Consider the following 16963-nt stretch of genomic DNA (forward strand, 5'->3'; position numbering starts at 1 on the left):
CTGCGGCGCACAATCCGCCGCCGGTCGTTCGGGATATACTTGCGGAACTTGGAGGGTACAACGATGTCATCAGCAGCATCCACTCCGCTGGACGCAGCAGAGCAAGTGATCCGGGCCATGGACGCCGCTTTCGTGCGCAACGCGAATGCAAGCAACGCGACTGCCCTTACGGAGGAATTCTATGCCGAAGATGCGCGGCTTCTTCCTCCCAACTCGCCATTGGTTAGGGGCAGAGAGGCAATCCGGTCGTTCTGGGAGCGTTTCCTTGCCGCGGGATGCTCCGATCTTAAACTGGAAACCGGCGAAATAGGCGCCTCCGGAGACCTCGCTTACGGTGTAGGCAACTACGAGTACACTCAGGCGGGTACGCGGCACGCGGGTAAGTACGTGGTGGTTTATCGGCGACAGCCCGACGGCGGCTTTCGAGCGGTTGCCGATTCGTTCAGCAGCAACGACTGAAAAGGAGGCGGGCACGAGTTCTCTTGCCTTCGGAGCGTGTTCGTCAGAGAGTTCGGGAGTGTTGCGGCCCGTGATACAGCGCCTATGTGATTGCGGCTCCTCCAGACTCGATCTCCGACCTTCCGAGCAGTGATCCAAGCATTACTAATCCGGAGATGGCCGGAGTGCGCCGAAACGGATTCGGAACGAAAAGTCGGCTAGCGTCAGCCAAGATAAGGCTGAGCAAGGGCACGAGGTGCTCCTGCGTGTACGGCCTGGGCCGTTGGCGCTAGTCGACCCTACCCCCTCGGGTGCTGATGGATACCTGGCGGAAGAACTCGCCGCCTTTTTCGTTGTCGCCTATGGCTTGAAGGCTGGTTCGAACCCGCCGCAAGCGGGGCGCTGACGATCAGCAACAAGGGCGCGTCGAACCTGGCGGCGCTGGGGTTCGTGTGCTTTCTGATGGGGCGGTTCACGGGGTCGCTATTACTGAAGAAGATCTGGGCGGATAAGATTCTGGGGATGTACGCGGGGCTGAACGTGGTGGTGACGTTTGTAGTGTTTCTGAAGCTGGGCTGGGTTTCGGTGGCGTGCGTATTCCTGAGTTACTTCTGCAGGTCAATCATGTTCCCAACGATTTTCGCGCTGGGGATATTCGGCCTGGGAGCGCGGGCGAAGAAGGCTTCGTCATTTATCGTGATGGCGATCATGGGCGGCGCGGTATTGCCCAAGCTGATGGGATATGTAGCGGACCAGTACGACATGTCGCGCGCGTTCATCGTGCCGATGCTGTGCTTCGTGGTGGTGGCGCTGTACGGGTTCAATTGGCCGCGCTTGAGCAAGGCGGAGTCGCTGCAAGGGGCTCGGGCCACGGGACACTAAAGGGACGCACGGCGGGTGCAAGGGCGTTAATTGCGGCTGATTCGCGGGTCACCGGAGGACTTGCGAAAGTGCGATGCTTAGCTAAGCCGCGCTCTGGTTGAGGACGCGGCCATCGGGCCAGTGTGGAAGTTTTGACACCGATTAAAATATCACCGGAGGCCCCGAGCTGAAACTGGGATCGCACGCATCGCGGGTCGCGGCGTCCCTGGCTGGCGTGGTGTTCATTACATTCGCCGCTTACCGCCTCGTCGACGTGAACGCCACGACGGTTGGCTTCGCCTACCTGCTGGTAGTCCTTGTAGTGGCTGCGATGGGGGGCTTCCTGGAGTCGCTCGTATGCGCCATCGCCGCCACCGTCGGGTTCAACTTCTTTTTCCTCCCACCAATCGGGACATTGACAATTGCCGACCCGCAGAATTGGGTGGCCCTGTTCAGCTTTCTGGCTACGGCGCTCATCGCGAGCCGGCTTTCGGCCAGGGCCCGGCAACGCACGCTGGAGGCGATCGCGCACCGGCAGGACGTCGAACGACTCTACACCTTCAGCCGGGCCATTCTCTTGATCGGGGATGGCGAACCGTTTCCGAAGCAGCTTGCCATGAAACTGGCCGAGGTCTTCGACCTGAAAGCCCTGGTCCTATATGACCGGCGGACCGGCGAGTTTCATCGGGCCGGACCAACGGATTTCGAGGGCCTCGATGACCAACTCCGCGATTCGGCGCTGCAGGGAACAAGCTTTGCTGATGTGGCAGGTGGCCGCGTCATCATCGCCGTACGGCTAGGGTCCGAGCCGATCGCCAGTTTGGCACTCCAGGGCGCACGCATGTCCGACGCCGTTTTGCAAGGCATTGCCAACCTGGTCGCAATAGGCCTGGAGCGGGCGCGGGCGCAGGATCTCGCACAACAGGTTGACGCGGCCCGTCAGAGCGAGCAATTGCGCACCACGCTCATCGACGCCATGGCCCACGAGTTCAAGACACCGCTGACCTCCATAAAAGCCGTCACGACGTCCCTGCGCTCGAATCCTGGACAACCTCCAGCGACACGGGCCGAGTTGATCGAGATCGCTGACGAAGAAGCTGATCATCTGCAGAGGCTCATCGATGACGCCGTCGAAATGGCACGGCTCGACACCGCGTATATCGAGATTCAACCGGTCCTATCCGACCTGTACGCGGTCGTGCGCGAGGAAATTGCGTCGATGCACGCTGCGGCCGACGGTCGCCCCGTCGATCTCATCGGTGACTCTCCCCCGGCGCCGATCGCGTTTGACGGGCGCCTTGTGAGGCTGGCTGTTCGGCAGTTGCTGGATAACGCTTTCAAGTACTCACCACCAGGAACGCCCGTCACGGTGAGAGTGGAGCAGAACGAAGACGGCGCCATGGTGGAAGTAGCCAACGGCGGTCCGGGTATCGCCCTCCCAGAGCAATCGAGGATTTTTCAACGGTTTTACCGGAGCCCCTCCATCAGACACGACGTGCCGGGGACGGGACTTGGCCTCAGCATCGCGTACAGAATCGCACAGGCACATCATGGTGACCTGACCGTGTCGAGCCGTCCCGGTGAGACTACCTTTCGGCTTACGCTTCCTCGTATGCTGAAGGAGAGCAAATGAGCGCAGGTCGAGTACTGATCGTTGACGACGAACCGCAGATCCGTCGCATCATGCGGACTACGCTGATCGGCGAGGGCTACGAAATCGATGATGCCAAGACGGGTGAGGAAGCACTGGAGAAGGTGCGCGAGTTCCGACCCGACCTCGTCCTTCTCGATATGAACATGCCGGGAATGGGCGGGCTGGCGGCTTGCCGTGCGATCCGCTCGGACACCAACATCGGCGTAGTTATGCTGACCGTCAGGAATTCGGAGGGTGATAAAGTCGCGGCGTTGGACGCCGGCGCCGATGACTACATCACCAAGCCTTTCAGCACGCCGGAATTGCTCGCTCGCATTCGAGCGGCGCTACGTCGCGTTCCCGCAACCCAGACATCAAGCGCGAAGATCAGCACGGGCCGGCTGGAGATCGACTTCAGCGCACGGACAGTACGTAACGGCAGCACAATCTTGCACCTCACGCCAAAGGAACTCGACCTGCTCCGCTATTTGACTGAACACCAGAATGAAGTCGTAAAACATCGCGAACTGCTGCAGGCTGTCTGGGGCCCGGATTACGGCGATCAGGTGGAATACCTTCGCGTTTTCATCAACAAACTGAGGAACAAGATCGAGGCCGATCCCGAGCACCCCGAATACATCATTACTGAGCCATGGGTCGGCTATCGTTTCAACGCCGCCCCCGAAGCGCAGTGATCCACCGGTCATAGAGAATCCATAAAAGCGCACGCGTGCGTCGTGTTTATGGAATATTTATGGCTTTTCTATGACTTCTTTATGCCCCTTCCCCTACGCTCAGATAGGAGCGCGGAAGGATATGGCAGCCGTCCTCGCGGTCCTGATCGACTGGAACGAGCGGCGATTTCGGGTGATTGCCGAGGCGAGCCCGGTGGACACCACAGTCCGTATTTACCTCTGCCGTGAGCCCAACGAGGTCCTCAAGAACGCCTTGCGCCGCCGGTCTCTCGTCGTTCTCGGCGCGCCGCGGCGATGGTGGTGGTTCACCGCGGAGAAGCGCCTAGCGCGGGAGCTACGGCGTTCCCGACACGAGGTGGTCTTTATCGAAACGGAGTGAGGCCAATGCTAGACGTTTTCTACATTTCGTTCGGCTGCCTGTTCCTGTTGGGCTGCTGGGCGTTCACGAAGGCTTGCGACAGGCTTTAGGAAAACACCCATGGACTACGTGATTGCCGGTATTGCATCCGCCGGACTGTTCCTTTACCTGATCTACGCGCTGCTCCGTCCGGAACGGTTCTGAAAGGATCTATGACGCCCATTGGGATTCTTCAAATTGCGCTGTATTTCGGCCTGGTGCTGGTGACAGTGAAGCCTCTTGGCGCCTACATGGCGCGAGTCTTTGAAGGTCAGCCTACGTTCCTGCACCCGGTGCTGCGGTGGCTCGAAACGCTGACCTACAAAGCGATTGGCGTGCGGGAGGAGGTGGAGCAACGCTGGACGCAGTACGCGGCCTCGCTTCTCAGCTTCAGCATCTTCGGGTTTGTGTTCGTATATCTGTTGCAGCGGCTGCAAGGTTGGCTGCCGCTGAACCCACAGGGCTTCGGTGCGATCAAAGTCAACCCGGACCTCGCCTTCAACACCGCCGTCAGCTTTATGACGAACACGAATTGGCAGGCGTATTCCGGCGAATCGACGCTGAGCTATTTTGTGCAGATGGCTGCCCTGACGGTTCAGAACTTCGCTTCCGCCGCGGCCGGGATCGCGATTGCGATCGCCTTGGTGAGGGGCTTCTCGCGGCAGGAACGGAGGACGGTAGGCAATTTCTGGGTGGACGTGACACGCGCAACCGTGTACGTACTACTGCCGCTGTCCTTTGTTGCCGCCCTGTTTCTCTGCTCTCAAGGTGTGGTCCAGAACCTGCGCCCTTACACGCAGGCGACGGGCATTGAAGGCACCAAACAAACGATCGCGCAAGGACCGGTTGCGTCGCAGGAGGCGATCAAGGAACTCGGGACCAACGGCGGCGGCTTCTTCAATGCGAACTCGTCCCATCCGTTCGAGAACCCGACACCACTGACCAACCTGTTCGAAATGTGGTTGATCTTCGCCATACCCGCGGGCCTGACGTACACGTTCGGCAAAATGGTTGGCGACACCCGCCAGGGCTGGGCCGTTTTCGCGGCCATGTCTGTGATGTTCCTGGCCGGGGTGTTCGTCGCCTATGGTTTCGAGCAGTCCGGGAATCCCGTACTGGCGAAACTCGGGATCGAGACCGCCGCTACGCCGGGTCAGGCTGGCGGAAACATGGAAGGGAAAGAGGTCCGCTTCGGAATTGTCAATTCGGCCCTGTTCGCCACGATTACGACGGACGCAAGCTGCGGCGCGGTGAACAGCATGCATGACAGCTACACTCCGATCGGTGGTCTGGTCCCGCTGTTCAACATCATGACGGGCGAGGTGATCTTCGGCGGAACGGGAGCCGGCCTGTACGGGATCCTGCTCTATTGCATACTTGCCGTCTTTATCGCCGGACTGATGGTGGGCCGCACACCGGAGTATCTGGGCAAGAAGATCGAGCAGAAAGAAGTGAAGATGGCGATGCTGGCTGTCATCGCCACGGCTTTCAGCATTTTGGTGTTCACGTCCCTTAGCTCAGTGATTCATTTTCCCGACAGCAGCTACTGGAACCCCCCCGGACCTGCCATCGCGAACACGAACAACAACGGAGCCCATGGGTTCAGCGAAATCCTCTACGCTTACGCCAGCGGCACCGGCAACAACGGCAGCGCGTTCGGGGGCATCACAGCCAACACTCCGTGGTATGACCTGACCATCGGCCTGGCAATGTTGATGGGCCGTTTCCTGTTCCTGATTCCGCTGCTCGCGACTGCGGGTAGTCTGGCCGCCAAGAAGAAAATTCCATCAACAGCCGGCACTCTGCCCACGCACGGACCCCTGTTCGTTGGCTTGCTCATTGGCACGGTGCTGATTGTGGGTGCTCTGACCTTTTTCCCCGCGCTATCGCTGGGTCCGATTGTGGAGCACTATCTCATGCACAGCGGCCAGGTCTTCTGACTTATCCATGGAGCTTGGAGGGAAAAGATGCCAACCATGACAGCGCTTTCGGGCGGAAAGAGACCCGTTCCCCAAGACGATGCCACGTCGCTGCTTCCGAAGAAGCTGGCGCGATCCCGTCCGTTGTTCGATCCTGAGATTATCGGCCGGGCGATCCGCGCGTCCTTCGCGAAACTGAACCCCGTTACACTGGCGAAGAACCCGGTGATGTTGGTCGTCGAAGCGGGGGCGGCACTTACCACGGCACTGCTGGTTCGCGATATCTTCTCGGGTGCCGCAGGCATCGCCTTCTCGCTGCAAATTGCGATCTGGCTTTGGTTCACGGTCCTGTTCGCCAATTTCGCAGAGGCAATGGCGGAAGCTCGTGGAAAGGCCCAGGCTGACGCCCTCCGCAAGACCCGCATCGAAGCACTCGCCAGGCGGCTGAGAACGGACGGCAGCGTGGAGCAGGTCCCCGGCTCGATGCTGCGGTCCGGGAATGTTGTCCTCTGCGACGCCGGCGACCTGATCCCCGGTGATGGTGAGGTCATCGAGGGCATCGCGACTGTAGATGAGTCCGTGATTACAGGCGAGAGTGCGCCGGTCATTCGCGAGTCCGGCGGCGACCGCAGCGCGGTCACGGGGGGAACCAAAGTGCTTTCAGACCAGATCAGGGTTCGGATCACGTCCAACCCGGGGGAGACGTTCCTTGACCGGATGATCTCACTGGTCGAAGGAGCACAGCGGCAGAAGACGCCCAACGAAATCGCGCTCCACATTCTAATCGCGGGGCTGACGCTGATCTTCCTGCTCGCGGTGATCACGCTTCAGCCGTTCGCCGCTTTCAGCGTGGGGCAAGCCGGGTCTGGTTCTGTACCGCGCGTGGCGGTTTTGATTTCGCTGCTCGTCTGCCTCATTCCAACGACCATCGGCGGCCTGCTTTCCGCAATCGGTATCGCCGGAATGGATCGGGTGATGCAGCACAACGTGCTGTCCATGAGTGGGAAGGCCGTAGAGGCTGCCGGTGATGTGAACTCGCTTCTGTTGGACAAGACCGGTACGATCACGCTGGGTAATCGCCAGGCGGTCGAATTCGTTCCGTTGAATGGTATCAGCGAGCGCGAACTCGCGGACGCCTCCCAACTCTCCAGCCTGGCTGATGAAACGCCCGAGGGCCGTTCGATTGTCGTCCTGGCGAAAGAGAAGTACGACCTGCGGGGACGTCACATCCCCGAACATCAGGCGACGTTCACTCCGTTCTCAGCATACAGCAGGATGAGTGGCGTTGATTTCGAGGGCCGCAGACTCCGCAAGGGTGCTACCGACGCAATCTGTAAGTTCGTCAACGAGTGCGGTGGTGAGGTCTCGAACGACATTCGTGAAGTCAGTGACCGTATTTCCCGGAACGGTGGAACGCCGCTGGCGGTTGCCGACGGTGATCGCCTGCTTGGCGTCATTCATCTGAAGGACATCGTCAAAGGCGGCATGAAGGAGCGGATCGCCCAACTTCGGCGGATGGGGATCCGTTCCGTCATGGTCACGGGTGACAACCCGCTCACCGCCGCTGCTATCGCGGCCGAGGCCGGTGTTGACGACTTCATCGCCCAGGCCACGCCAAAGGACAAACTCGAATACATCAAGAAGGAACAGGGGCAAGGCCGCCTCGTAGCCATGACTGGTGACGGCACAAACGACGCGCCTGCACTGGCGCAGGCGGATGTGGGGCTGGCCATGAACACAGGGACGGCGGCGGCGAAGGAAGCCGGCAACATGGTGGACCTCGACAGCAATCCGACCAAGCTCATTGAAGTGGTGGCGATCGGGAAGCAATTGCTGATCACCCGCGGCGCCCTCACGACGTTCTCCATCGCCAACGACATCGCGAAATACTTCGCGATCATCCCGGCGATGTTCATGGTGACCTACCCGGCGCTGCGGAACCTGAACATCATGGGGCTACACACTCCCCAGAGCGCGGTGTTGGCGGCCGTTATCTTCAACGCGCTGACTATTATCGCTCTCGTCCCGCTGGCGCTTCGCGGAGTGAAGTACCGGCCGCTCGATGCCGGCACCCTGCTCCGGCGGAACTTGCTGATCTTCGGGATCGGCGGCATCATTGCGCCATTCCCAGGAATTTGGCTGATCGACCAGGCGCTCGCGCTGCTTCGCCTGGCATAAAGGCATCCCTATGTGGCAACAGATCATTCCCGGACTTCGCATCAAGCTTTTTATGACGCTTCTGGTCGGCATCGTGTATCCGCTCGCGATCACTGGCATCTGCCAGGTCGTCTTTCCGCATCAGGCGAACGGCAGTCTGGTGCGGGCCGGTGGGCGCGTGGTCGGCTCGGAATTAATTGGCCAGAATTTCACCCGGCCCGAGTACTTTCAGCCGCGGCCGTCCGCGGCCGGTGCGGACGGCTACGATGCCACGGCTTCGAGCGGGTCCAACTACGGGCCCACGAACAAGAAGCTGATCGAGCGCGTAAAGGCCTCGGTCGAGAGATTCCGGAAGGACAACCCTGGTTTTATCGGTCCGATTCCAGCCGACTTGCTGATGACGTCCGCAAGCGGCCTCGACCCGCACATCAGTCCCGATTCTGCCTTGGCCCAGGCGCCGCGGGTTTCAAATGCTCGGAACCTAAATGCCAATCAGGTGAAGCATCTGATCGTTGAGTATACGGAGGGGCCGGACCTCGGTCTGCTCGGCGAGGCGCGAGTCAATGTACTCAGGCTGAATCTCGCGCTGGATCGAGAGTTCCCGACCAAATAGAGACTCCGAAAGCTATGTTCAATTCATTGTCTCAGGATGGCACCCCAAGTATTTCGTGCGTTGCTGCCCTGATTCTTAGTGCCGTGTGTTCGTCGACGGCACAAACGACGAGGGCAGTCGAGCAAAATCCGCCGCGGCCGCAAACAATCGGAGATAGATCTGATGCTCTGCCAGGTACGCAGTCGCAGCTACAGCAACAGCCTCCACAGCAAGGAACAGGACAGACACCGGACCCAGAGTGGAAGTACGGTGGTTTCGTGGATCTCGGCTACTTGCTCGACTTCAACCATCCGGCGAATGATGTCTTCCGCGGTCGCGGCACCGCCTGGCATGTTGATGGCTTGCATTTGAACATGACCGGAGCGTACCTCAAGAAACAGGCTTCTGAAGAGTCACGGTGGGGCGTGGAACTGGCGGCACAGGGTGGCAAAGACACCGAAGTGTTTGGTTTTTCCGCGACGGCTCCCAATATGGGTGGTTATAAAGTCCTCCGCCACCTCGGGCCGACAAACGTGTTCTACCTTGCTCCGATAGGCAAGGGAGTGACCGTGCAGGGCGGTATCTTCGGCAGTCTGATCGGGTACGATTCGCTCTATGCCAAGGACAATTTTACGTACACCAGACCGTGGGGAGCCGACTTCACGCCGTATTTGATGCTGGGCGTGAACGCGAGTTATGCCTTCAGCGAGAAGGTCACCGGCACGCTGTTTGTACTTAATGGATACTGGCATCTGGCCGACGCGAACAGCGTTCCCAGTTCGGGCGGCCAGTTGGCCTATAGGGTGACTCCGCACGTGACAGTGAAGGAGACAGCTCTCTTCGGGCCGCACCAGTCGAACACTAATTTCACGTTCTGGCGCGTCCTTACGGACACCATTGTCGAACGCAGGACAGATCGCCTCACTTTCGCAGTCGAGTGGATCTATTCGGGGGAACGCGTTAACGCGCCTGGCCGCCCCCGTGTCCTGATGATGTCTGGCCAGCTGCCGGTGCATGTTGCCCTGAACAAGCGATTCAGTGTGACGGTTCGTCCTGAGTTCTTCTGGGATCGGGATGGCCGCTGGAGTTTAGCCAGACAGACCGTCAAAGCAGTAAGCACGACGCTCGAATATCGGATTCCGTCCCAGCAAATGAATACGATCCTGCGGTTGGAGCACCGGTACGACGATTCACGGGGGCCGGATGGAGGCTTTTTCAGAGGTGCCGAAGTGCGGCCGGGTGTCGTCGGCTTGAAGCCCAGTCAGCATCTCCTTGTTTTCGGGCTGATCTTCACGTTCGATGCGAGCTTTCGGGCTGTAGACAGGGCGTGGAACGCTCGTTGCGGCATGACGCCGAGGATGTGATACAGTGCGCTCCAGAAGAGGAAAGCACTTCCGTTTTAGTTGTTCTGGGAGGTTCTCCCAACCATGAGGATCCGAGGAGAGGACATGGGGCGTGAGACCCGCCGCAAAACTCCCGAAGAGCTCCTGCTCGAAGTGCAAACGGAGGAACGCGCGGCACGCAAAGGATACCTGAAGATCTTCCTCGGGTATGCGTCGGGCGTGGGAAAGTCATTTCGCATGCTGGATGAGGCACGCCGCCGCCGTGAACGAGGGCAGGACGTGGTTATCGGCGGGATTCAGCCCAAGATGCCGCTGGATGCCGAGCCGCTTCTCAGCAGTCTCGAGATGATTCCGTTGAAAACTGTCGGAGGCGGTGTTGCCATCGATGTCGCGGCGCTCGTCCTGCGCCAGCCTGCTGTCTGCTTCATTGATGGCTTGGCTTATAACAATCCCCCGGGCGCAAGGAATCCGACGCGCTGGCAAGATGTTGAGGACCTCTTGAACGCCGGCATCAAAGTGATCGGCTCCGTTAACATCCAATATGTAGCCGAGTTGCAGGAAAAAGTGGAGGCGATTACAGGTAAGCATGCAACCGAGACCGTCCCGATGGCCTTTGTCAAGAGCGCCGACGAGATCGAAATCGTAGATGCTCCGCCCGCTGAACCCGGCGATCGCCAACAGCGCTTGTCCCGGCTGCGCGAGTTGGCCCTGGTTTTGGCGGCAGACGTGGTAGATCACCAGCTTATCGAATACCTGGAGCGGCACGGAATCAATCAGCACCTCGGCACTCACGAGCGGATTCTGGTGTGCATTACGCCACGCTCCAACGTGCGGGGAATGTTTGAGGCCGCCCGCATCATCGCCGATCGGTTTCATGCGGATTTGATCGCGGCATATGTAAACCAGGAGCAGATTTCACCGGCCGATCAGGCGGCGCTCGAAGAGAAGCTGTCGATCGCCCGAACTGCGGGAGCATCAATCGAAATCCTGGAGGGCGAGGACCCGGTGGGCGCCCTTCTCGACTTCGCCCGTTCTCACGGCATCACTCAGTTGTTCATCGGCCACAGCCAGCGGTCGGGAATTGGCCCGCGGCTGTGGGGTAACCCTGTGGAAAAACTGATTCGGAGGTCTCGCGGCATGGACGTTCGCGTTTTCCCTCAATGACCGAGATTGAACGAAGGCGCGGCAAACTGAAGATCTTCATGGGCTACGCCGCGGGTGTCGGCAAGACGTACAAGATGCTCGAAGAAGCCCAGGAGATGAGGGCCGCCGGTAATGATGTCGTGGTTGGGTATTTCGAGCCGCACGGCCGCAAGGACACGATCGCGAAGGCAGAAGGCCTGGAGTTCATTCCAAGGAAGAAGATCGAATACCGGGGCTCGATCTTTGAAGAGATGGACACGTGCGCCATACTGGCGCGACATCCGAAAATCGCTCTCGTCGACGAATTACCGCACACGAACGTTCCCGGCTCAGCGCGGCCGAAACGCTGGGAGGATGTCGATCTGCTGCTGAATGCGGGCATCGATGTTCTCACAACCATGAACATCCAACACCTGGAGAGCCTCAATGATCAGGTGTGGCACATTACCGGGGTCCGTGTCCGCGAGACCGTGCCGGATTGGGCCGTCGAGCGGGCGGACGAAGTGGTCATGGTTGATCTGACTCCGCGGGCGCTGGTGCACAGGCTCGAACGAGGCGTCGTGTACGAGCGCGAAAAGGCCGAGCGCGCGCGCCAGAATTTCTTTCGGGACTCGACACTTGGAGCGTTGCGGGAACTGGCACTACGGCAGACCGCACACGAAGTGCAGCAACGAATCTGGGGAGGTATCGAGAGTGAGGAGGAGTTGAAATCCTCAGATCACGCCGCGAGTATACAACAAAGAATCCTCGTTCTGGTGACGGCCGATCCGGAAACGGCCATGGTCGTCCGACGCGCCAGGCGCGTGAGCGATTTTCTGCACGCGGAGTGCTTCGCGGTCGCTGTCAACGCGTCCGCCGATTTCAGCGGCATACCCCAGTCCGAGAGAGAAGCGCTGGAAAGGCATTTGAATTTCGCCCGCAATCTGCACATCGAGACCCGCGTACTGGAAGGCGGCGACGTGGCCAGGTCCCTCATCGACTTTGGCCGTCGCAACCGGATCACGCAGATCTATCTCGCACGCCCGCACGAACGCCCATGGCTGCCATGGACGTCCAGGGACCTGGTGCAAAGGATCGTCGGGCTCGCCAAGGACATGCAGATCGTGATTGTCTCCGCCCGGGATCCCATGGACCGGTGAATCTGGCTAGCCTGGCTCCGCCAATGCCGGGTTTTGGTTTCGTCGGCGTGCATATTCCCGAGTTACTTCGGCGAAGAAGGCTTCGTCGTTCATCGTGATGGCGATCATGGGCGGCGCGGTATTGCCCAAGCTGATGGGATATGTAGCCGACCAGTACGACAAGTCGCGCGCGTCGCTGCGGGGGTTCGGGCCACGGGGGGACACTAAGGGGAGATCGGGACTGATGGTGCACTCGTCCAACTTGCTGAGCTTGAGGTACCTCTCACACCGGAGTACATGCTGAGTCACCGATACGGGATGCTTTCCACGCCGACACTGCAGCAGGTTTAGAGCGACGCACTGCAACGCTGCAAGCTCGACAGTGGCGGCAGGCCGTCGAGGGCCGACCAGACTCAGGCGCTGGCGCGGGCGTGGCGCGTGTTGAGACGGATAAAGTAAACGTTGCGCTACGAGCCGGAACGGGGTAAAACGGGTCTGTGCATTCCCAACATCACAGGTCATCCCATAGTCTCGAACACCCCGTAGAGTCTGCCGCCAGGTCCGGACTGAGCAAGCCGGCGTCCGCAGCTTCATATGCCAAGGGGCGCACGGCAGCGAGCCGGAGGTTGATAGTTGAAGACGCGTAGGCTCTGAGCAATACCATTCGATGAACTCCCGGATGGCATGGTCATATGAGCATTGCGGAATCTGAGATGCGAGGCTGTTCAGGACGGCCGACTTCGAGTGATTCGGGGAGGCGGAGAGCCATTTTGGAGCCGCAACTCCAGGCGGCAATTCTCTGTCACCGAATTCCTCTGACGGCCCTCGCGGTGACTGCGGTCACATCCACACGATATTTATCAGACGTAGCATGAATTTAGGCGAAGATCATGAGCAGTTGGGGTTGTCCGCACGAAGCGAACGGCGTCTGCCAGAAGGTGAGCAAACTCCCCTGCGATCCGGGGATGAGGGGGTGCGTCCTCTACGGTCGCTTCGTCTTCAGTAATCCGGCGAAAAACCGGCCGGCCAAACCTGACGCCCGAAACACGGCGGAGGGGAAGGATCCTACTCAGATCTGAGAGAAGCCAGATCAATCGAGAAGCGGTATTTCACGTCCGACCTGAGCAGCCTCTCGTACGCTTCGTTGACCTTCTGGATCGGAATGACTTCAACATCGGCAGTGATGTTATGCGCGCCGCAAAAATCGAGCATCTCCTGGGTCTGGGGGATGCCGCCGATATTTGAGCCGGTCAGACTGCGGTTACCGAAGATGAGCGCGAAGGCGGAAACGCCCAGTGGCTTCCCAGGAGCGCCGACAAGGGTGAGATTGCCTTCGAGCGCCAGCAGGTTCAGATAGGCGTTGATGTCGTGATCGGCGGAGACGGCGTCGAGGATGAAGTCGAAACTGCCGGCGTGCTTCTGCATCTCATTGGCGTTGCGGGAAACGACGACTTCGTCGGCGCCGAGGCGGAGCGCGTCTTCCTTCTTGTTGGGTGAAGTAGTGAAGACGACGACGTGGGCACCGAGCGCATGTGCAAACTTAACACCCATATGACCCAGCCCGCCGAGACCGACCACGCCAACCTTTTTGCCCTTGCCGACGCCCTGGCGGCGCATGGGCGAATATGTTGTGATCCCCGCGCAGAGGAGCGGTGCGGCCCCGGCAAGATTGAGGTTGGAGGGGACACGCAACGCGAAGCGTTCATCGACGACGATGCTATCGGAGTAGCCACCATAGGTGACGCCTCCGAGATGGTTGTCCGGGGAGTTGAAGGTGAGCCTCAGGTTCGGGCAGAAATTCTCGAGCCCAGCTTTGCACCGGGGGCAGGTGCGGTCAGAGTCGACCAGGCACCCGACCGCGGCGAGGTCGCCCGGCTTGAAGTTGTTAACTGCCGACCCGACTTTGATGACACGCCCCACGATCTCATGTCCCGGGACAATCGGGTAGACAGTGGGCATGAACTCGCTCCACTCGTTGCGGACCGAATGGAGGTCGGAGTGGCAGATGCCACAAAACAGAATTTCAATCTGAACGTCGTGTTCGGTTGGATCGCGCCGCGCGATTCTCGTGCCCGCAAGCGGCGAGGTCGCACTGGCAGCGGAGTAGGCCTTTGCATTGTACATAAGTTTATGTTTCTGATGCTTCCCGGCCCTCAGTCAGGCCTTGTATATTGTTCGTCGCTGACCTGTTCCATCCAGTCGGCCGTCTTGCCGTCAAGGTGCTCCTGAATGGCGATATGGGTCATCGCCGAGGTTGCTGTGGCGCCGTGCCAATGCTTCTCACCCGGCGCGAACCAGATCGCGTCACCCGGCCGGATTTCCTCCACCGGTCCGCCCCAACGCTGTGCCCAGCCGCACCCCGCCGTCACGATCAGATTTTGGCCCAGCGGGCGGGTGTGCCACGCCGTCCGGGCGCCGGGCTCGAAGGTGACACTGGCACCGACAACACGCGCCGGAGCGGGCGCGTTGAACAGCGGGTCAACGCGCACGGTGCCGGTAAAATACTCTGCCGGTCCTTTGCCGGAAGATTGTGAGCCGCTTCGTTTGATCTCCATTTCTTAAACCCTTCGCGCGGTCGCTCAGCGGCCGGTCATCTGCTCCAATTGTTCGGGGTACCGGGCGCCTACCACCGTGATCCTGGCGGAGGCTTCATCGATCTCACGGAGATCGTCGGGCGTGAGTTTGACTGAAACTGCCCCGATGTTTTCATCCAGGCGATGCAGCTTTGTGGTGCCTGGGATCGGTGCAATCCACGGCTTCCGGGCCAGCAGCCAGGCGAGTGCGATCTGAGCGGGTGTCGCCTTCTTCCGTTCCGCAATGCCGGCAAGCAGATCGATGAGGGCCTGATTCGCTTTCCGAGCCTCTGGCGTAAAGCGAGGGACAATGTTCCGAAAGTCGGAGCTGTCAAATGTCGTGTTCTCGTCGATCTTCCCCGTGAGGAAGCCTTTACCCAACGGGCTAAAGGGAACGAAGCCGATCCCGAGTTCCTCGAGTGCCGGCAACACTTCCGTTTCAGGCGAGCGCCACCACACCGAGTATTCGCTTTGGAGAGCGGTGACCGGCTGGACGGCATGTGCGCGCCGGATCGTTTTCACTCCAGCCTCAGACAGGCCAAAGTGCTTCACCTTACCCTGCTGAATCAGGTCCTTTACCGCTCCAGCCACGTCTTCGATAGGCACATTCGGGTCAACACGGTGTTGATAGAACAGGTCGATCGCATCGGTCCTGAGGCGTTTGAGCGAGGCCTCGGCGACCTGCTTGATGTGCTGGGGACGACTATCAAGTCCGACCTGTTTGCCGCTGTTTGGATCAAATTTGAAACCGAACTTCGTTGCAATCACAACTTGCCGACGCACGGGAGCGAGGGCTTCGCCCACGAGTTCTTCGTTCGAGAATGGGCCATAGGCCTCGGCAGTGTCGAAAAATGTGATGCCGCGTTCGACGGCTGCGCGCATCAGAGAGATCATCTCCTGCTTGTCTTTGGCCGGACCGTAGCCGAAGCTCATTCCCATGCACCCGAGCCCGAGAGCCGAGACTTCCAAGCCGCTCTTTCCAAGTTTGCGCTTCTGCATTGTTTCTCCCTGGGAACTGTTTCCCCTCATGTCCAGGTTAGGGTCTAGCGCCGTTGAAGCGGTATCCCGATCCTTCCGAGTTGTTGCCTATTCCTCTCGCACTGTTGATCCACGCACAGAGTGAGCAGCTATCCTAGGGTCGAGGAGTGCGTAACCGTTATCATGACCAACCGCAGTGGAGAGGCGTCTCTGCTACGAGATCAAACGCACGAATTGCGAACGGAGCTGGCTCGCAAGATTGCCTTCTTCATTGGCTCCGCAGAGAACCGGGCAACGGATATTCCCGGGCTGACGCTCCACCGGCGGACCGCCGCGACTGCTCCGTGCTCGATGACTTACGAGCCGAGCATGACCGTGATCGCCCAAGGGCGAAAGCAGGTAGAACTCGGCCGAAACGTTTTCATCTACGATGCGTCGCGATTCCTGCTGACGTCGGTCGATTTGCCGGTCGTCAGCCGAGTGATCGAGGCAAGTGAGGCGGTGCCCTGCCTGGCGTTGTCGCTCAAACTCGAAATGTCCGTGGTCCGAGAGCTTCTCAGCCGGGAGGAGATGCAGGTGGCTGAGGCGCCGTTTGAGACTCCTGCGATGGCGACCGGTGAGACCACGGTGGAATTCCTCAGTGCATGCTGCCGGCTGGTGGACCTGCTGGACACGCCGCGGGACATTCCCTTTCTCAGTGGGCTGATTCAACGCGAGATCATCTACCGAATCCTTCGCGGTGCGGAGGGAGCACGCCTTCGAGCGATTGCAACGTCAGGAGAGCAGAGCCACCGGACGGCCAAAGCGATCGCCTGGGTCAGGGCGAACTACGCGAAGCCGCTACGGGTGGAACACCTCGCAGAAATCGCGGGGATGGGCGTGTCCACACTGCACCATCATTTCCGGGTGCTGACCGCGATGAGTCCCCTTCAGTATCAAAAACAGCTTCGCTTGCAGGCAGCGCGGAGCCGCATGCTCATGGATGGTCTGGATGCCGCGAGTGCGGCCTTCGAGGTCGGATACGAAAGCGCCAGCCAATTCAACCGCGAATACAGCCGTTTCTTCGGCCAACCACCGATGCGGGATATTCGGAGTCTTCGCTCGCCAGGCGCTCCG

At 59.7% G+C, this 16963-nt stretch carries 15 protein-coding genes; 12 read left to right on the forward strand and 3 right to left on the reverse strand.

Annotated elements, in window-relative coordinates; all coding sequences use genetic code 11:
* Window positions 1–63: 63 nt before the first annotated feature.
* From VN622_09100 to VN622_09150, 11 genes are all read left to right on the forward strand, one after another.
* Window positions 64–459, forward strand: coding sequence for a nuclear transport factor 2 family protein (locus tag VN622_09100; protein ID HWR36010.1), 396 nt, complete (start codon window positions 64–66; stop codon window positions 457–459).
* Window positions 460–900: 441 nt separating this feature from the next.
* Window positions 901–1320, forward strand: a complete 420-nt coding sequence (locus VN622_09105; protein ID HWR36011.1) for a hypothetical protein — start codon at window positions 901–903, stop codon at window positions 1318–1320.
* A gap of 205 nt (window positions 1321–1525) precedes the next feature.
* Window positions 1526–2932: an ATP-binding protein gene (locus VN622_09110; protein ID HWR36012.1), complete on the forward strand. Its 1407-nt coding sequence runs from the start codon at window positions 1526–1528 to the stop codon at window positions 2930–2932.
* Window positions 2929–3627: a response regulator transcription factor gene (locus VN622_09115; GenBank protein HWR36013.1), complete on the forward strand. Its 699-nt coding sequence runs from the start codon at window positions 2929–2931 to the stop codon at window positions 3625–3627. Before VN622_09110 ends, VN622_09115 begins: the two co-directional genes overlap by 4 nt.
* A 70-nt stretch (window positions 3628–3697) precedes the next feature.
* Window positions 3698–4006 carry a hypothetical protein gene (locus VN622_09120; GenBank protein HWR36014.1) on the forward strand — a complete coding sequence of 103 codons (309 nt, stop codon included), beginning with the start codon at window positions 3698–3700 and terminating at the stop codon, window positions 4004–4006.
* Between the two features lie 191 nt (window positions 4007–4197).
* Window positions 4198–5964, forward strand: coding sequence for a potassium-transporting ATPase subunit KdpA (gene kdpA / locus VN622_09125; protein HWR36015.1), 1767 nt, complete (start codon window positions 4198–4200; stop codon window positions 5962–5964).
* A 27-nt stretch (window positions 5965–5991) separates the two neighbouring features.
* The gene (gene kdpB, locus VN622_09130; protein ID HWR36016.1) at window positions 5992–8121 is read left to right on the forward strand and encodes a potassium-transporting ATPase subunit KdpB; all 2130 of its coding nucleotides are present in this window, start codon (window positions 5992–5994) and stop codon (window positions 8119–8121) included.
* A gap of 10 nt (window positions 8122–8131) precedes the next feature.
* The gene (kdpC, locus tag VN622_09135; GenBank protein HWR36017.1) at window positions 8132–8713 is read left to right on the forward strand and encodes a potassium-transporting ATPase subunit KdpC; all 582 of its coding nucleotides are present in this window, start codon (window positions 8132–8134) and stop codon (window positions 8711–8713) included.
* Window positions 8714–8727: 14 nt separating this feature from the next.
* A complete protein-coding gene (locus VN622_09140) occupies window positions 8728–10056 on the forward strand; it encodes an outer membrane beta-barrel protein (protein ID HWR36018.1) in 1329 nt (442 codons plus the stop codon).
* Between the two features lie 63 nt (window positions 10057–10119).
* Window positions 10120–11199 carry a universal stress protein gene (locus tag VN622_09145; protein ID HWR36019.1) on the forward strand — a complete coding sequence of 360 codons (1080 nt, stop codon included), beginning with the start codon at window positions 10120–10122 and terminating at the stop codon, window positions 11197–11199.
* On the forward strand, window positions 11196–12317 hold the full coding sequence (locus VN622_09150; protein ID HWR36020.1) for a histidine kinase: 1122 nt from the start codon (window positions 11196–11198) through the stop codon (window positions 12315–12317). Before VN622_09145 ends, VN622_09150 begins: the two co-directional genes overlap by 4 nt.
* A gap of 1044 nt (window positions 12318–13361) precedes the next feature.
* Here the strand turns inward: VN622_09150 and VN622_09155 are convergent.
* The 3 genes from VN622_09155 to VN622_09165 are packed head-to-tail and all read right to left on the reverse strand — an operon-like array spanning window position 13362 to window position 15868.
* Window positions 13362–14420 (reverse strand): NAD(P)-dependent alcohol dehydrogenase, encoded by a 1059-nt coding sequence (locus VN622_09155; GenBank protein HWR36021.1) that lies wholly within the window; start codon window positions 14418–14420, stop codon window positions 13362–13364.
* A 29-nt stretch (window positions 14421–14449) separates the two neighbouring features.
* Window positions 14450–14851 carry a cupin domain-containing protein gene (locus VN622_09160; protein HWR36022.1) on the reverse strand — a complete coding sequence of 134 codons (402 nt, stop codon included), beginning with the start codon at window positions 14849–14851 and terminating at the stop codon, window positions 14450–14452.
* 24 nt (window positions 14852–14875) lie between these two features.
* Window positions 14876–15868: an aldo/keto reductase gene (locus tag VN622_09165; protein ID HWR36023.1), complete on the reverse strand. Its 993-nt coding sequence runs from the start codon at window positions 15866–15868 to the stop codon at window positions 14876–14878.
* A gap of 162 nt (window positions 15869–16030) precedes the next feature.
* Here VN622_09165 and VN622_09170 point away from each other — a divergent pair.
* On the forward strand, window positions 16031–16963 hold a 933-nt coding region (locus VN622_09170; GenBank protein HWR36024.1), incomplete at its 3' end, for an AraC family transcriptional regulator.

The sequence above is a fragment of the Clostridia bacterium genome, assembly GCA_035561135.1.
Classification (GTDB): Bacteria; Acidobacteriota; Terriglobia; order Terriglobales; family Acidobacteriaceae; genus DATMYA01.